Source organism: Rhodococcus sp. IEGM 1406 (assembly GCF_030056745.1).
Lineage (GTDB): Bacteria > Actinomycetota > Actinomycetes > Mycobacteriales > Mycobacteriaceae > Rhodococcus_F > Rhodococcus_F erythropolis.
Genome location: NZ_JASHKO010000004.1, coordinates 483644 through 500152 on the forward strand (window position 1 = coordinate 483644; position 16509 = coordinate 500152).

At 63.0% G+C, this 16509-nt stretch carries 15 protein-coding genes; 4 read left to right on the forward strand and 11 right to left on the reverse strand.

The window, feature by feature from the left end; all coding sequences use genetic code 11:
* Nucleotides 1–75: 75 nt before the first annotated feature.
* Both QM596_RS21075 and QM596_RS21080 read left to right on the forward strand, forming a co-directional pair.
* Nucleotides 76–537 carry a MarR family winged helix-turn-helix transcriptional regulator gene (locus tag QM596_RS21075; RefSeq protein WP_046378750.1) on the forward strand — a complete coding sequence of 154 codons (462 nt, stop codon included), beginning with the start codon at nt 76–78 and terminating at the stop codon, nt 535–537.
* Nucleotides 534–1514, forward strand: a complete 981-nt coding sequence (locus QM596_RS21080) for a zinc-binding alcohol dehydrogenase family protein (RefSeq protein ID WP_283309879.1) — start codon at nt 534–536, stop codon at nt 1512–1514. Before QM596_RS21075 ends, QM596_RS21080 begins: the two co-directional genes overlap by 4 nt.
* Nucleotides 1515–1537: 23 nt before the next feature.
* Here the strand turns inward: QM596_RS21080 and QM596_RS21085 are convergent, their stop codons facing one another.
* The 6 genes from QM596_RS21085 to kdpF are packed head-to-tail and all read right to left on the reverse strand — an operon-like array spanning nt 1538 to nt 9305.
* Nucleotides 1538–2218: a response regulator gene (locus QM596_RS21085; protein ID WP_019749011.1), complete on the reverse strand. Its 681-nt coding sequence runs from the start codon at nt 2216–2218 to the stop codon at nt 1538–1540.
* Nucleotides 2215–4755: a sensor histidine kinase gene (locus QM596_RS21090; protein ID WP_020969962.1), complete on the reverse strand. Its 2541-nt coding sequence runs from the start codon at nt 4753–4755 to the stop codon at nt 2215–2217. The genes QM596_RS21085 and QM596_RS21090 overlap by 4 nt, the downstream gene beginning before the upstream one ends.
* 7 nt (nt 4756–4762) lie before the next feature.
* Nucleotides 4763–5413 carry a potassium-transporting ATPase subunit C gene (locus tag QM596_RS21095; RefSeq protein ID WP_283309880.1) on the reverse strand — a complete coding sequence of 217 codons (651 nt, stop codon included), beginning with the start codon at nt 5411–5413 and terminating at the stop codon, nt 4763–4765.
* 6 nt (nt 5414–5419) lie between these two features.
* A complete protein-coding gene (gene kdpB / locus QM596_RS21100; RefSeq protein ID WP_020969963.1) occupies nt 5420–7525 on the reverse strand; it encodes a potassium-transporting ATPase subunit KdpB in 2106 nt (701 codons plus the stop codon).
* Nucleotides 7522–9207 (reverse strand): potassium-transporting ATPase subunit KdpA, encoded by a 1686-nt coding sequence (kdpA, locus tag QM596_RS21105; protein ID WP_020969964.1) that lies wholly within the window; start codon nt 9205–9207, stop codon nt 7522–7524. Before kdpA ends, kdpB begins: the two co-directional genes overlap by 4 nt.
* A complete protein-coding gene (gene kdpF / locus QM596_RS21110; RefSeq protein ID WP_007731078.1) occupies nt 9207–9305 on the reverse strand; it encodes a K(+)-transporting ATPase subunit F in 99 nt (32 codons plus the stop codon). The genes kdpA and kdpF overlap by 1 nt, the downstream gene beginning before the upstream one ends.
* A gap of 329 nt (nt 9306–9634) precedes the next feature.
* Between kdpF and QM596_RS21115 the strand changes: the two genes are divergently transcribed.
* Complete coding sequence (locus tag QM596_RS21115; protein WP_020908187.1) at nt 9635–11053, forward strand: amidase; 1419 nt, start codon at nt 9635–9637, stop codon at nt 11051–11053.
* Nucleotides 11054–11057: 4 nt separating this feature from the next.
* Entirely contained in the window at nt 11058–11612 is a 555-nt protein-coding gene (locus tag QM596_RS21120) for a TetR/AcrR family transcriptional regulator (protein WP_283309881.1), read from the forward strand.
* Nucleotides 11613–11661: 49 nt separating this feature from the next.
* On the opposite strand, the gene era is transcribed toward QM596_RS21120, so the two are convergent.
* The 5 genes from era to QM596_RS21145 form a co-directional block, all read right to left on the reverse strand.
* The gene (gene era / locus QM596_RS21125; protein ID WP_019749018.1) at nt 11662–12579 is read right to left on the reverse strand and encodes a GTPase Era; all 918 of its coding nucleotides are present in this window, start codon (nt 12577–12579) and stop codon (nt 11662–11664) included.
* A gap of 24 nt (nt 12580–12603) precedes the next feature.
* Nucleotides 12604–13908 carry a hemolysin family protein gene (locus QM596_RS21130; protein ID WP_019749019.1) on the reverse strand — a complete coding sequence of 435 codons (1305 nt, stop codon included), beginning with the start codon at nt 13906–13908 and terminating at the stop codon, nt 12604–12606.
* Nucleotides 13909–13929: 21 nt separating this feature from the next.
* A complete protein-coding gene (gene ybeY, locus QM596_RS21135; protein ID WP_003944525.1) occupies nt 13930–14472 on the reverse strand; it encodes an rRNA maturation RNase YbeY in 543 nt (180 codons plus the stop codon).
* A gap of 48 nt (nt 14473–14520) precedes the next feature.
* Nucleotides 14521–15609, reverse strand: coding sequence for a PhoH family protein (locus tag QM596_RS21140; protein ID WP_378373791.1), 1089 nt, complete (start codon nt 15607–15609; stop codon nt 14521–14523).
* Nucleotides 15610–15721: 112 nt separating this feature from the next.
* Nucleotides 15722–16417 carry a TetR/AcrR family transcriptional regulator gene (locus QM596_RS21145; RefSeq protein ID WP_279163968.1) on the reverse strand — a complete coding sequence of 232 codons (696 nt, stop codon included), beginning with the start codon at nt 16415–16417 and terminating at the stop codon, nt 15722–15724.
* Nucleotides 16418–16509: the final 92 nt, after the last annotated feature.

The window sequence follows — 16509 nt, forward strand, 5'->3', positions numbered from 1 at the left end:
CATGGAATTAATCACGAATCGGGCGTACGGTGAAAGAATGATTCCACGGAATGCATATCGGTTCGGGGTCTGCTCATGACGGGGTCGGACCTGAGCGGTCACTTCGACAACCTCGTCCGCTTCGAAACCGAACTGTGGACGGCCGTCGACCAGCGACTACGAATCGAGCACGACCTGCCACTGAGTCGATTCGAGCCGATGCAGATCATCGACAGGCTAGGTTCCTGTCGGGTCTTCGACATTGCCGAAGCCCTCGCGATCACCGTCGGTGGCACGAGCAAATTGGTGGATCGGATCGAGTCCTCGGGGCACTGCCGTCGACAATCCAATCCCGCCGACAAACGATCCTCACTCATCGCGTTGACCCCCGACGGCATTGGCCTCTTGCAGCGGGCGAAGTCCACGTTCGACGACGAACTGGCACGCCGTCTCGGTTCCGTGCTGACGCCCGAGGCTCTCGATCGGTTCGGCGCCACACTGGCCACGCTGCGCGAAGCCAACCGTCGACTGACACTCATCACCAAGGAGAAAGCATGACCGACACAATGCGCGCAATCGTGCTCGACGCCCCCGGCCCGCCAGAAGCATTGACGATCAGGGAGATTCCCATACCGGCGACTACCACCGGCTGGGTCCTCATCCGTGTGAAGGCCTTCGGTCTCAATCGATCCGAACTGCACACCCGCCTCGGCCTCGCCGAAGGCGTGACGTTCCCGAGGGTGCTGGGCATCGAGGCCGTCGGCGAAGTGGTGAACTGCCCCGGCGGGGAGTTGACCGAAGGGCAGCAGGTCGCCGCCATGATGGGCGGGATGGGTCGGGTCTTCGACGGCGGATATGCCGAGTACACGTGCGTTCCCGTCAGCCAGGTCGTTCCCTTCTCCAGCAAACTGGACTGGTCGACAGTGGGAGCTGTTCCCGAGATGCTGCAGACGTCGTACGGCTCTCTGACGGTGGGACTGGATGCGAAATCCGGTCAATCCCTACTGATTCGAGGCGGAACCTCCTCGGTCGGCATGGCAACCGCAGTCCTGGCGAAGCAGTGGGGGCTCACGGTCCTTGCGACCACCCGCGATGCGAGCAAGACGTCATCGTTGACCGCGATCGGGGTCGACCACGTTGTCCTCGACGACGGTGCCGTGGCAGGCCAGGTGCGAGACATTTTCCCGGACGGTGTTGATCTGGCTCTCGAATTAGTCGGAACACCAACACTTCCCGACACGTTGCGCGCCATTCGCGTTCACGGGACCGTGTGTTTCACGGGCATGTTGTCCAACGAGTGGACAGTCAAGGACTTCTATCCGATCGACTACATTCCACGCGGAGTGCGATTGACCTCGTACGGCGGGGACGCGTCCGACCTGCCTGCCGACGTACTGCAAGACTTCCTCTCCGCTGTCGCGTCAGGCGAGGCGGTGGTACCGATCGACGAGGTGTTCGCGTTCGAGGACATCGCGCAAGCACATGCCAAGATGGAAGCCGGTACGGCTCGTGGCAAATTGGTGGTGATGATCTGACCTGGTTTCTCACACCTGGTTTCTCACACCACGAATCGATAACCCATCCCCGCCTCGGTGATCAGATGCTTGGGGTTGGCCGGGTCGTCCTCGAGCTTGCGACGAAGTTGAGCCAGGTAGACACGCAGATAGTGAGTCTCGGTGTCGTAAGCCGGTCCCCACACCTCCCGAAGCAATTCCTTCTGCCCGACCAGCTTTCCGCGGTTGCGCACAAGCATCTCGAGCATGCCCCACTCGGTCGGAGTCAGGTGCACCTGTTCACCGCGCCGGCTCACCGTTTTGGCAGCCAAGTCCACCGTGAACGACGCGGTCTCGACCGACGGTTCCGAGGTATCGGCCGCCGAGGTTCCACGCCTCGCCGCTGCGCGCACGCGGGCCAGAAACTCGTCCATCCCGAAGGGCTTGGTGACGTAATCGTCGGCACCGGCATCGAGGGCCTCGACTTTGTCCGCGGAGTCGGTGCGCGCCGACAGCACGATGACCGGCGCCGTGCACCAGCCCCGCAGGCCTGCAAGTACTTCGGTGCCGTCCATGTCCGGCAGTCCGAGATCGAGAATCACCACGTCCGGCGGCCGTTCCGCTGCAGCGCGCAGGGCCCCTGCTCCGGTGGACGCCGTCACCACGTCATATCCACGCACAGTGAGGTTGATGCGTAGTGCCCGCAAGATCTGCGGTTCGTCGTCGACAACCAGTATCCGGCTCATGACTCGCTTCCATTCGTTCCTGCACCGGCCAGTTCGACCATCATCGTCAACCCACCGCCCGGAGTGTCGGTGGCACTGACCGTTCCGCCCATCGCGTCGACAAATCCGCGCACCACGGACAGCCCGAGTCCGACGCCGCCCGTGTTGTCGCGATCCCCCATTCGCTGAAACGGCTCGAACATCGATTCGGCTTCACCACGGGGTACACCGGGGCCGGTATCTGCGACGGTGATGACGGTGCGGTCTCCGACGCGTGCTGCTCCCACTCGCACCGGTGTTGTGCCGCCGTACCGCAATGCGTTGTCGACGAGGTTGGCGATCACTCTCTCGAGCAAACCCTGATCGGCCTGCACGGCAACAGTACCCACGTCGACGATCACACTGTGAGACCGGGAGTCCGACCGGCCGCCGATGCCTAATCCCAGCAACGCCCGGTGAACAACTTCGTCGAGGTACACCGCCCGCAACGTCGGCTTGACCACTCCCGCAGCCAGTCTGGACGAATCAAGAAGGTTGCCGACCAGCGCGGTCAACTGATCCGCAGACTCCTCGATGGTGGCCAGTAGTTCTGCCGTGTCCTCAGGTGAGAACTCGATGTCGTCGCTGCGCAAGCTCGACACAGCAGCCTTCACGCCGGCGAGCGGTGTCCGAAGGTCATGGCTCACAGCCGAAAGCAATGCTCGGCGCAGTTGATCAGCCTCGGTCAATGCAGCCGCCTTGCTCGCTTCGACCGTGAGCTTGTCCTGACGGATCATGCCGACCGCCTGGTGCGCGACAACGGTCAACACCCGACGATCACGCGCACTCAACTCCGGCCCCGACAGCATCAGTGCGTATTCGCCGTCGTTTACCTCGCACACGGAATCCGCGTCAGCTTCACGTGCCGGCGGTTCTGCACCCACGGCCGCGACTACGCCATCCTCATGATGCACCACCGAAACCCCACGTTGACGGTAGATTTCACGAGCTTTCTCGAGCAGCGTGGACAGGTCAGCACCGCGGAGAACCGACCCCGCAAACAGTGTCAGAAGTTCCGCTTCCTCCGAAGCACGCTTCGCTTCCCGAGCCTTTTTGGCGGCGGCGTCCACCAGAACGGCCACTGCCACAGCCACTATCAGCAGCACCACCGTCGTGATGAAGTTGTCGGGTTCGGCGATCGTGAAGCTGTACCTGGGGTCGGTGAAGAAGTAATTGAGCAGCAGTCCCGATAACAGAGCAGACAGCATTGCCGGCCCGACACCACCGAGCAGCGCGACCAGAACCACCACCACGAAGAACAACGCGTTTTCACCCTGCACGCCGGAGATCCGGTCGATCAGACCCATGAGTCCGGCTGCGGCCGTCGGAACCACCACTGCCGCAATCCACGACAGCAAGCGGTACTCGGATCGGCCGAACAACGAGATCCGCCGGCGGACGGTCGTTTCCTCATGGGTGACCATGTGAACGTCGATGCCGCCGGACTGCTGAACCACCGCGGCGCCGATCCCCTCGTCGAGGATGCGCGCCAGCCGAGAACGTCGCGACGTTCCCAGAACCAACTGTGTGGCGTTCTCCTCGCGGGCGAATTCGAGAAGCGTCGACGGTACGTCGTCACCGACAACGGTGTGAAGCGTGGCGCCGACCCCGACGGCCAACGCGCGCACCTTGCCCATCTCCGGAGCCGAGACGCCGGTGAGTCCGTCACCGCGCACGACGTGGACCACCATCAGTTCGGCACTCGATTTCGACGCGATACGGGATGCGCGTCGTACCAGCGTTTCCGACTCCGGTCCCCCGGTCACGGCAACGACGACACGCTCGCGCGCCTCCCAGGTATCGGTGATCTTGTTCTCGGCCCGGTACTTCGCCAGTGCGGCGTCCACCTGATCGGCCACCCACAGCAGAGCCAGTTCGCGTAGCGCCGTGAGGTTTCCGCGTCTGAAGTAGTTACCCAATGCCGCATCGACACGCTCCGGCGAATACACGTTGCCGTGAGAAAGTCTGCGGCGCAGCGCCTCCGGAGTGATGTCGACCAACTCGACCTGCGCCGCACTACGCACTATCGCGTCCGGAACCGTCTCCTGCTGAACCACGCCGGTGATGTGCGCGACAACGTCGTTGAGGCTTTCGAGGTGTTGCACGTTGACCGTGGACAGGACGTCGATCCCGGCTTCGAGCAGTTCCTGTACGTCCTGCCAGCGCTTGTGATTCTCACTCCCCGGCGTGTTGGTGTGTGCCAACTCGTCCACGAGGACAAGGGCCGGCCGCCGAGCCAACACGGCCTCGACGTCCAGTTCCGGCATCCGTGTTCCGCGATAGTCCACCAGCTTCGGCGGAATGATCTCGAGGTCACCGATCTGCGCCGCCGTGCGGGCGCGGCCGTGTGTCTCCACAACGGCCGCGACCACGTCACAGCCACGATCTCGACGTCGATGAGCCTCACCGAGCATCGCGAAGGTCTTTCCGACGCCGGGGGCAGCGCCGAGGTAGATACGCAATTCACCACGTTTGCGTGCCCTACCGAAAGATTGACCGACCTTCTCCGAAGAACTCACGTGACAATCATCCACCAGTCGTCGGCGCAGCACACGTAGGTGCCGTCAATCCGAGTGCCAGGTTCAATTCCAGGACGTTGACTCGCTCGGCTCCGAGAAATCCGAGTTGCCGACCGTCGGTGTGCTCAGCCACCAAGTCCCGCACCTGGTCTTCCGAGATGCCGTTGCTCGCCGCCACCCTCGCGACCTGCAGCTCGGCGTACGCCGGACTGATGTGGGGATCGATACCCGAGCCCGAACCGGTGACTGCGTCGACGGGAACCGATGCCGGGTCGACGCCCTCACGTGCCGCGATGGCCGCCCGGCGCTCGATGATGAATCCGGCCAGAATCTCGCTGCTCGGCCCCTGGTTGGACGGCAGTGCCGCAGCGGGATCACCGGTGGCAAAAGGATCCTCGTCCGAAACGGATCCGACAACGCGGTTGTGGAAGAACGGGTCCTGCTGCCCTTCGGCAACCTGCGGATCAACACCCACCCAGGCACTGCCGACCACGCAACCGGCGGCATCAGTGACCGGTGAGCCTTCGGCAGATCCGGAGCTGATCCGGCTGACCCCCCACACCGCGGCGGGATAGATCACACCGAGAACGACCGTGAGTGCAAGTAATACGAGCAAACCCGCCCACACCTGTTTGGCAAAACCGATAGTGAAACGCATGTCAGGTCACCCAATTCCAGGAATCAAACGCACGACGAGATCGATCAACCAGATACCGACGAACGGTGTGATCACACCGCCGAGACCGTAGACGAGCAGGTTACGTCCGAGCAACTGCGATGCTGTCGACGGTCGGTATCGAACACCCTTGAGTGCCAACGGAATCAACCCGATGATCACCAAGGCGTTGAAGATCACGGCCGAGACGATCGCCGATTCGGGGGTGGCGAGCCGCATGATGTTCAACGCGTCCAGCTGCGGGTAGATGCCGCTGAACAATGCCGGCAGGATTGCGAAGTACTTCGCCAGGTCGTTCGCCAACGAGAATGTGGTCAAGGCGCCGCGGGTGATCAGCAATTGCTTGCCGATTTCCACTACCTCGATCAACTTGGTGGGATCGGAATCGAGATCGACCATGTTCCCGGCCTCTTTGGCTGCCGAGGTTCCCGTGTTCATCGCGACCCCGACATCCGCCTGGGCAAGGGCGGGCGCATCATTGGTCCCGTCACCGGTCATCGCGACGAGACGTCCGCCTTCCTGCTCCTTCCGGATCAGGGCCAGTTTGTCTTCCGGGGTGGCCTCCGCCATGAAGTCGTCGACGCCCGCCTCATCGGCAATCGCCTTCGCGGTCAACGGATTGTCGCCGGTGATCATGATCGTGCGAATACCCATCGCCCGGAGTTCGGCGAACCTGTCAGCCATTCCCGGCTTGACGACGTCGGACAACGCGATCACGCCGAGGATCGAGGTGCTCTCACCGTGCTTGACGGCAACTACCAGTGGTGTTCCGCCGGCTTGGGCGATGTCGTTCACGGTATCGGTCACCGCGGTCTCTGCATGTCCACCGCCACTGACGACCCAGTTCATCACCGCATCTGCTGCACCCTTTCGGATTTGGCGTCCGGAGTGGTCGAGTCCGCTCATCCGCGTTTGTGCCGTGAAGGGAACGAACTCGGCGCGTTCCTCGTCGAGCGTCGGTTCGGCCGCGAGAGAGAACTCTGCTGCGCACAACTCGACGATGCTCCGTCCCTCGGGAGTTCCGTCAGCCAGGCTCGACAAGCGCGCTGCCGCAGCAAGATCGTCGGCGGATACGCCGGGTGCCGGGTGGAGCGCGGTCGCCCGGCGGTTGCCGAAGGTGATGGTTCCGGTCTTGTCCATCAACAGGGTGTCGATGTCGCCCGCAGCTTCCACGGCACGCCCCGACATCGCGAGAACGTTGCGCTGGACGAGGCGGTCCATGCCCGCGATACCGATCGCCGAGAGCAGCGCTCCGATGGTCGTCGGGATCAGGCAGACGAGGAGTGCGATCAGCTTGATCGGATCCTGCTCGTGCCCCGCGTACAAGCCCATCGGGCCGATGGCTACGACGGCGAGGAGGAAGATGACGGTCAACGACGCGAGCAGGATGTTGAGCGCAATCTCGTTGGGTGTCTTCTGACGCGAGGCGCCTTCGACGAGCGCGATCATCCGGTCCACGAACGAACTGCCCGGTGCTGCGGTGATTTCCACGACGATCCGGTCGGAGAGAACCGTCGTACCACCGGTGACGGCGCAGCGGTCGCCACCGGATTCACGGACTACCGGGGCGGATTCACCGGTGATCGCCGATTCATCCACGGAGGCAATACCTTCGACCACGTCGCCGTCGCCGGGGATGACCTCGCCGGCAACCACGATCACCCGGTCGCCGACCACCAGTTCGGTGCCGGAAACCGATTCGATCGCGCCGCTCATCGTGATCCGATGTGCTGTGGTGTCCTGCTTGACCTTGCGCAGGCTGGCCGCCTGAGCCTTGCCTCGCCCTTCGGCCACGGATTCGGCGAGGTTCGCGAAGATCACCGTGAACCAGAGCCACAGGGTGATCACCCATGAGAACACCGAGGGATCGGCGATCGCCATGACGGTGGTGATGACGGAACCGACGAACACCACGAACATGACCGGGTTACGCGCCAAGTGGCGTGGATCGAGTTTGCGTACGGCCCCCGGCAACGCGGTGATCATCTGCCGCGGGTTGAATACGCCTGCGTGTACTTGACGGGACTGCCCTGGATCAACCTTGTCGGCAGCGTCTTGCGCTACCACGGGTTTCTCACTGATACGCACGGTCATTGAAGAGCCTCCGCTAGCGGGCCCAGCGCGAGGGCCGGGAAGAATGTAAGTGCAGCAACAAGAACGACGGTTCCGGTCAACAGGCCGGTGAACATCGGACCGGATGTGGGGAGGGTGCCGGCCGTCGGCGCCACCTTCTTCTGAGAGGCCAGCGCACCGGCCAGAGCGAGAACGAAGATGATCGGCAGGAATCGGCCTAGGAGCATGCAGATTCCGAGGGACGACTGGAACCAGTCGCTGGTGACGGTCAGACCGCCGAACGCGCTGCCGTTGTTGTTCGAGGCGGAAGCGAAGGCATAGAGCACCTCGCTGAACCCGTGGATCGATCCCGGCGTGCCCGGATCTCCCCCGTTGCCTTGATAACCGGTGGTCGAACCGAGGATCACGGTGATGGCGGTACCGATCAGGACCAGTGCGGGCATGACCAGGATCGACAGCGCCGCAAGGGTTATCTCGCGTCGACCCAGCTTCTTGCCGAGGTATTCGGGCGTGCGACCGACCAACAGTCCGCCGACGAACACTGCGATCAGCGCCAGCACAAGAATCCCGTAGAGGCCGGTTCCGACTCCGCCCGGCGCGATTTCGCCGAGCAACATGTTGAGCAGGACCGCGCCGCCGCCGAGGGGCGACATGCTGTCGTGGGCCGAGTTCACCGCACCCGTCGACGTTCCCGTGGTCGCCACCGCGAACAATGCCGATCCGGGGATTCCGAAGCGAACTTCCTTGCCCTCCATCATCGAACCAGCTGCTGTGGCGGCAACACCGCGTGCGCCGGATTCGGCAGCGAGCGTCACCGCGAGCAGTCCGCTCCACAGGATTCCCATCACTGCGAGCAGGGTGAGGCCTTGCCTACGATCACCGACGAGAGTTCCGAATGTTCGTGTGAGGCAGACCGGAATCAACAGGATCGCCAGAATCTCGACGATATTGCTCAGCGGGGTGGGGTTCTCGAACGGGTGCGCCGAGTTGGCAGCCAAGATCCCGCCGCCGTTCGTGCCGAGTTCCTTGATCGCTTCCTGGGACGCGACGGGAGCTAGTGCATTGGTCACCGCATTGCCGTCGAGGCCGGTGGAGGCGAAACCGCTGTGGAACGACTGGATCACTCCCTGGCTCAACAGGATCAGGGCGATCACGAAGGAGAACGGGAGGAGGATGCGCAGAGAACCACGCGTCAGATCGACCCAGAAGTTGCCGATCTCGCCGCCCCGGGCAACCCGAATGAAGCCACGAACCAATGCGATGGCCACCGCCATCCCGACTGCGGCAGAGACGAAGTTCTGCACCGCCAGGCCGACGGGCTGAACGAAGTTGCTCATCGTCGTTTCCGGCGTGTACGACTGCCAGTTCGTGTTCGCCACAAAAGAAATCGCGGTGTTGAAGGCAACGGCAGGGCTGACGCCGGACAGTCCGTCACTCAGCGGTAGTACACCCTGAATCCGTTGGAGAAAGTACAAGAACAATGCGCTCGCCAACGAGAATCCGAGAACGCTTGCGGCGTAGCCGTACCACGTCTGCTCGGCCCGCGAGTCGATCCGGCCGACGCGGTAGATCACACTCTCGACCCGCAGATCTCGCGTCGACGTGTAAACGCGTGCCATGTAGTCGCCCACCGGAACGTAGGCAATTGCCAGAACGGCGAGGACAAAAGCGATCTGCAGGCCGGCTGCAAGAGCGGGCGACATCAGAACCTCTCAGGATCTACGAGTGCAACGAGCAGATAAATGACCAATGCCGCGGCGACGGCGATCAGAACCACGCTGACCACACCGGCAACCGTCATTTGGGAGCGCTCGCCTGTAGGGCGCGCAGCACCAGCGCGCACACGAGAAAACCACCGAGAATCAGAGCAACGTAGGCCAGATCGGCCATGAGCTTCCCTCTTCGAAATCTTTTGCCGTGCTGCTGTGCATCGCAGCCATGACGCTCGGTCGCCCTCGACCGGATGCGCTCTCTCAGCTTCGACCTCCAGAGAGGCCGATTCCGTGTCTCTGACGATCCACTTACGCACTGACCTGGCGTCTTGACGCGATCTTGACGCGGAACCCAAGTTCGCCAATACTGAAACAAGTTACTGTTCGTTCGAACGAACAGTTTTGCGAAGGGAACCTGATGACTTCTCGAACCGACCACGATCTCGCCCCCGGCCTTGTCGACCAGGTTGCGAGTCTGGCTTCGGGTGCTACCTCGTCCGTCGCGGCCACGGAGGCAACGCTGAGCCGGATCGAGGCCACTCAGCCTCACCTCAATGCGTTCAAGATCGTGCGGCGCGAGAAGGCACTCGAAGAAGCTGCCGAGTCCGACAGGCGTCTCGCACTCGGCGAGCGCCTACCTCTTCTCGGCGTGCCGATCGCAGTGAAGGACGATGTCGACATCACCGGCGAACCCACCGCCTTCGGTTGCCCTGGCGATTTCCCGGCCAAGACCGAGGACTCGGAGATGGTTCGACGCCTCCGCGACGCCGGCGCAGTGATCGTGGGCAAGACCAACAGCCCGGAACTGGGCCAGTGGCCGCTCACGAGCGGTTCAGCCTTCGGTTACACGCGCAATCCGTGGTCGCGTCACCACACTCCAGGCGGATCCTCGGGCGGCACCGCCGCGGCCGTCGCTGCCGGATTGGTCAGCGCCGGAATCGGTTCCGACGGAGCCGGTTCCATCCGAATCCCCGCGGCCTGGACCAACCTCGTCGGAATCAAGCCGCAGCGCGGGCGCATCTCCACCTGGCCCGACGCCGAAGCCTTCTACGGCCTGACGGTCAACGGCCCGCTCGCTCGCACCGTCGCCGACGCGGCACTGTTGCTCGACGTCGCTGCCGGCAACCACGACGGCGATCTCCACAAGCCGACACCGGTCACCGTCAGCGACGCGGTGGGACGCGACCCCGGAAAACTGAAAATCGCTCTTTCCCTTCGTAATCCGTTCACCGCCACTCCTGTGAAGCTGGACCCGGAAGTGCGCCTGGCGGTTCATTCGATCGCCGACACGCTGCGGGAACTCGGACACCACGTCGTCGTCGACGATCCCGCATACGGCCTGATCTTCGGCCTGAACTTTCTGCCCCGCTCACTCGTCGGGGTCCACGACTGGCTCGGACGCGTTCCCGACCCGACACTGGTCGATGCCCGAACACGCGGAAATGCACAGAACGGCAAGCTACTTCGTGGTGCGCCACTGCGCGCGGCCCGCGCGGCCGAACCGCGGATGCGAAAGCGGATCGGAGCGATCTTCGACACCTACGACGTCGTCCTGGCACCCACGACGGCAACTCCACCGATCATGGCGACCGCGATCGACGGCATCGGTGGTTGGGACACCGACAAGGTCATGACCGGCGCCTGCCCGTACGCGTGGCCGTGGAACGTCCTCGGCTGGCCCTCGGTCAACGTGCCGGCCGGATTCAGCAAGGCCGGCCTGCCCATCGGTGCGCAGTTGATGGGCAACGAGAACACCGAACCTCTGTTGGTCTCCCTCGCTTCACAATTGGAATCGGTCCTGCGTTGGGATCAGGTCCGACCCGAGCCGTGGTGGTGACCCGATGAGTAACCGGGACGTTCGCGATCGAATACTCGACGCCGTTCTGCACGTCGTCGGTACCGACGGCATCCCGGGTGTGAGCAACCGGCGCATCGCCGCGCAGGCCGGCGTCTCACTCGGATCGATCACGTATCACTTCGCGAGCCAATCGGACATGCTCCGCGCTGCTCTGTCTCGTTTCGTGACAGACGAGACGTGGCGCCTGCGCGCCTTGGCCGAGGAGTACCGCGACAAAGGTCTCAGCGTCGAGGATGCCGCGGCAATAGCTGAGAAGGTGACGCGAGATCTTTCGTTCTCGGCCGAGCGGATCGCGCCGTTCGAGATGTACATCGCCGCCGGCCGCGACCACGAACTCCATGAAGTGGCGGTCGAATGCTTTGCCGCCTACGACGATTTGACCGTCACGATTCTGACGGCACTCGGCGTACCGGATCCCGAATCGATTGCATCGACGCTCGTCGCCGTCATCACCGGGCTCCAACTCCGACGCCTGGCCACCGGCGTCGACGAGCAGGACATCGGCGCGGCGATCCTCAGGGTCATCCGGCCCCTGTGAGTGGTTAGGCAGTCCCTGGACTCCTTAACCGCTCACGGGGCCGGAGGCCCTAGAAGCCCAACCGGCCGAGCTGCTTCGGGTCGCGCTGCCAGTCCTTGGCGACCTTGACGTGCAACTCCAGGAAGATCCGCACACCGAGCAGCTTCTCGATCTGCAGGCGCGCACTGGTACCGACTTCCCGCAGACGCGCTCCGCCCTTACCGATGACGATGCCCTTCTGGCTGGGCCGCTCGACGTAGAGCAACGCGTGGACGTCCAGCATCTCGCCCTGCTTCTCGGTGCGTCCTTCGCGCGGGATGACCTCCTCGATCACCACGGCCAGGGAGTGCGGCAATTCCTCACCGAGACCCTCGAGCGCAGCCTCACGGATGAGTTCGGCCATGAGCACCTCTTCGGGCTCGTCCGTCAATTCGCCGTCCGGGTAGAAGGCCGGGCCCTCGTCCATCAGACCGGCGAGGACGTCGACCAGGATCTCGACCTGTTCGCCCGACTTCGCGGACACCGGAACGACTTCGGATTCGGGGCCGAGCAGGGTGGACAGCGCAAGCAACTGCTTTCCGACGGCGTCGCGGCTTACCTTGTCGATCTTGGTGACGATGCCGACCAGCTTGGTCTTGGGCGCCATCTGACGGATCTGCTGCACGATCCAGCGGTCTCCGGGCCCGATGGCCTCGTCGGCCGGGATGCACAGGCAGATGACGTCGACCTCGGAGTACGTGTCGCGAACCAGGTCGTTGAGGCGCTGCCCGAGCAATGTGCGCGGCTTGTGCAGTCCAGGGGTGTCCACCAGGATCAGCTGCGCATGCTCGCGGTGAACGATGCCACGAATCGTATGGCGCGTCGTCTGCGGGCGCGAGGACGTGATCGCGATCTTGCTGCCGACCAACGCATTGGTCAGCGTGGACTTACCCGTATTGGGTCGACCCACGAAACACACGAAGCCTGACCGGAATTCGTTCTTGCTCATAACTGCTCCTCGCTGAACACTCGCTCAGTCATCGGTGTCTTCTGTCTCTTCGTCTTCGGACCGCGGGATACGCTGCACGAACACCGTGCTGATGCGTACCCGGCCTCGGCCCGTGTTGGTTCCCTCACCGCGCAGGATCAAACCGTCGTATTCCACCTCGGAACCAGGAAGCGGAACTCGGCCGAGCACGTATCCGATCAGCCCGCCGACGGTCTCCACCTCGTCGAGTTCGAGTTCGAGATCGAACAATTCGCCGAGGTCTTCGATGGGAAGCCTCGCGGATACGCGGAACATTCCGTCGCCGAGATCCTCGATGGGCGGCGTCTCGTCCTCGTCGTACTCGTCGGCGATCTCACCGACGATCTCTTCGATGACGTCCTCGATCGTGACCAGCCCGGCGATTCCGCCGTACTCGTCGACAAGGATCGCCATGTGATTGCGGTCGCGCTGCATCTCGGCCAGCAAGCTGTCGAGTGGCTTCGAGTCGGGAACGAAGACCGCCGGCCGCATGACGTCGCAGACGTTGACGTTCCGGCCGCCGTCGGGCAGGTGGTAGGTCTGCTTGACCAGATCCTTGAGGTAGACGACACCGAGCACGTCGTCGACGTTCTCCCCGATGACCGGCAAGCGCGAGTGACCACTGCGCACGGCCAACGACGTCGCCTGTCCGGCATTCTTGTCATTTTCGATCCACACCATGTCGGTGCGAGGCACCATCACCTCGCGTGCCGACGTGTCTCCGAGTTCGAAGACGGACTGGATCATTCGGCGTTCTTCGTCGGCGACGACGCCGCGTTCCTGCGCCATGTCCACGAGTTCACGCAACTCGATTTCCGAAGCGAACGGACCGTTGCGGAAGCCCTTACCCGGGGTCAAGGCATTACCCACGAGGATCAGGACGCGACTGATCGGCCCGAGCAGAACACCGATCCACAGCAGTGGCAACGACGCGGCCATCGCGATGGAGTACGCATGTTGGCGCCCAAGCGTTCTCGGTCCGACGCCGATGACCACGTACGAGACGAGAACCATGATCACCGCGGTGACGGTCAGCGCCCAGCCCAACGAGAGGATGTCGATCAGACCGCCCACGAGTACGACGGTGGCCGTGATCTCGCACAAAATGCGAAGCAGGACCATCAGATTCACGTATCGCGGACGATCGGTCAGAATGCGCTGCACGCGCGCGGCGCCGGCTCGCTCTTCCTTTGCCATCTCGTCGATGCGCGCCGACGAAATGGTGTTGAGCGCCGAGTCGACGGCCGCGAAGACACCACCGACCGGGACAAGAGCAATCGCCAGAACAAAGAGCGCTATGGCGCTACTCACTACAGAACCCCCGGATGCCTGTTATCGGTCCACTCCGTCGACGAAACCGGTCTTGCCGAGCAGCTTCTGATCGCGTTCGGCCAGTGCTGCTTCGCGGTCGATACGGCGAAGGTCTTCGTACCACTCTTCGAGGAGGCTGTTCTGCAAGCCGAACATCTCCTTCTCCTCTTCCGGCTCCGCGTGGTCGTAGCCGAGGAGGTGCAACACACCGTGGACGGTCAGGAGGGCAAGTTCGTGGGCCAGTGAATGCCCGGCCTTGTCAGCCTGATCCGCGGCAAAAGACGGACACAACACGATGTCGCCGAGCATCGACGGTCCAGGCTCCGGGGAATCAGGACGGCCACCCGGCTCGAGTTCGTCCATCGGGAACGACATGACGTCGGTCGGGCCCGGCAGGTCCATCCAGCGAACGTGCAGATCCGCCATCGTCGCGGAATCGACGAGAACCATCGACAGCTCGGCCGCCGGATGGACATCCATCCGAGCGATCACGAAACGGGCAACGCTGATCAACTCCGGTTCGGAGATGTCCATGCCCGATTCGTTCGAGACCTCGATGCTCATGTGCGACGCTCTTTCCTGGGAAAAGTAGGGGTTGATGCGTCGATCAGCCTACCGTCGCGGTGAATGAGCATGTGCAGCGCGGCGCTGCGCCCGGTTTCCGACGGCCAACTCGCCGGACCGATCCGATTCGTGACGCTCGTAAGCGTCGACGATGTGGGAGACCAGCCGATGACGTACGACGTCACTGCTGTCGAGGGTGGCGAAATGAATATCGTCGATCCCGGTGAGGATTTCGGATGCCGCACGCAGACCCGAACGGGCCCCACCAGGTAGATCGACCTGGGTCACGTCTCCGGTGACCACGATCTTGGAACCGAACCCGAGACGGGTCAGGAACATCTTCATCTGCTCGGCCGTGGTGTTCTGCGCTTCGTCCAAGATGATGAAGGCGTCGTTGAGCGTCCGGCCACGCATGTAGGCGAGCGGAGCGACCTCGATGACTCCGGCCTGCATCAACTTCGGAATCGCCTCTGGATCCATCATGTCGTGCAATGCGTCGTGCAGCGGGCGCAGATACGGATCGATCTTCTCGTGCAGCGTGCCGGGCAGAAAGCCCAGTCGCTCGCCGGCCTCGACTGCCGGCCTGGTCAGGATGATCCGAGAGACCTGCTTGGCCTGCAACGCCTGAACGGCCTTGGCCATGGCGAGGTAGGTCTTGCCGGTACCGGCCGGGCCGACTCCGAACACGATGGTGTTCTCGTCGATGGCGTCGACGTAGCGTTTCTGGTTGAGGGTCTTGGGCCGAATCGTCTTGCCCCGACGCGAAAGAATGTCGAGGGAGAGCACCTCGGCCGGAGACTCGCCGACCTCGTTGGTGAGCATGCCGATGGTTCGTCGAACAGCATCCGGTGCGATGGGTTGCCCCCGACCGGCCAGCGACGCCAATTCACTGAACACACGTTCTGCCAGCGCAACGTCTGCAGCCGTCCCCGACAAGGAGATGGTTCCGCCACGTACGTGAATGTCGGCACGAAGCTCACGTTCGATCGCGGTGAGATTCTCGTCCGTCGCCCCCAGGATTTGGCGCACGGTCTCCGGCGCCAGATCCATACTCGAACGGACGGTGCGCTCTGCGGGCAGAGCGCGATCGGTGATGGTGGTTACACGGTTCCCGTCGAGTTCACTGTGTTCACTCACGTGGTGAATATGGCCTGCTTTCTGGTCCGATCAGCCCACTCGACTCGTGAGCCTCGATACTTCGAAGTCTAGCGCCAGAGTCGGACACGGCCCACTTGTTAATCGTCCCGGCCTAATCCTCGCGGCGACCGGACGGCAGCGATTCTCGGATCCATTCCGACGCTTGGGCGACGACCTCGGCGCTTCTGTCCGGACTGATACCCGCGATGACCAGGCATACGGCGGCAAAGGATTCGCCAGAGTCGGTGATGAGCCCACTGTTGGCCTGATCGAACAAAGTGATCGTGATCGCCTCGGTCATCGCTACCAGAGTCTCGGCCGGCAGGTATGTCGAGAAGGTGCCGTCACGCTGACCTCGCTCGACGACGCTGACACTCACGGCGCGCGCGGGCTCCATCAAATCGAGAATCCGCTGCTCCCCCAACTCTTTGCGGGCAAAGCTGAGCAGCATCCGGAATCGATCGCCGACCGGCCATGACAGCAATGCCAGAACGGCAGTCGCCAGATCCGGGCGCTCGGGCGGCTCACCGGCTTGGCTCAGCGCAGCAACGAGATCGGTCGACGCCTCGTCCACGATGCCGTTGATCAGCGCCTCACGGCTGTCGAAATGCGCGTACACGGTTCGTCTGACCACACCGGCAGCCTTTGCTACGTCGTCCATGCTCGCATCCGGATCAGCAGCGAACGCCGTGATCGCCGCCTCGATGATGCGATTGCGATTCGCCGCGGCCTGACTACGACGCTGCCTTCCGCCCGATTCGGCAGTTCCCGAAACGACTGTGCCCGAATGCGTCAACGCGCGTTCCACCTCTTTCGACTGCCCAACTGTGATCTAGGTCAATCATAGTTGCACATCGATGTGCAAGTTATTAACTTACACATCAGTGTGCAAATAGATCG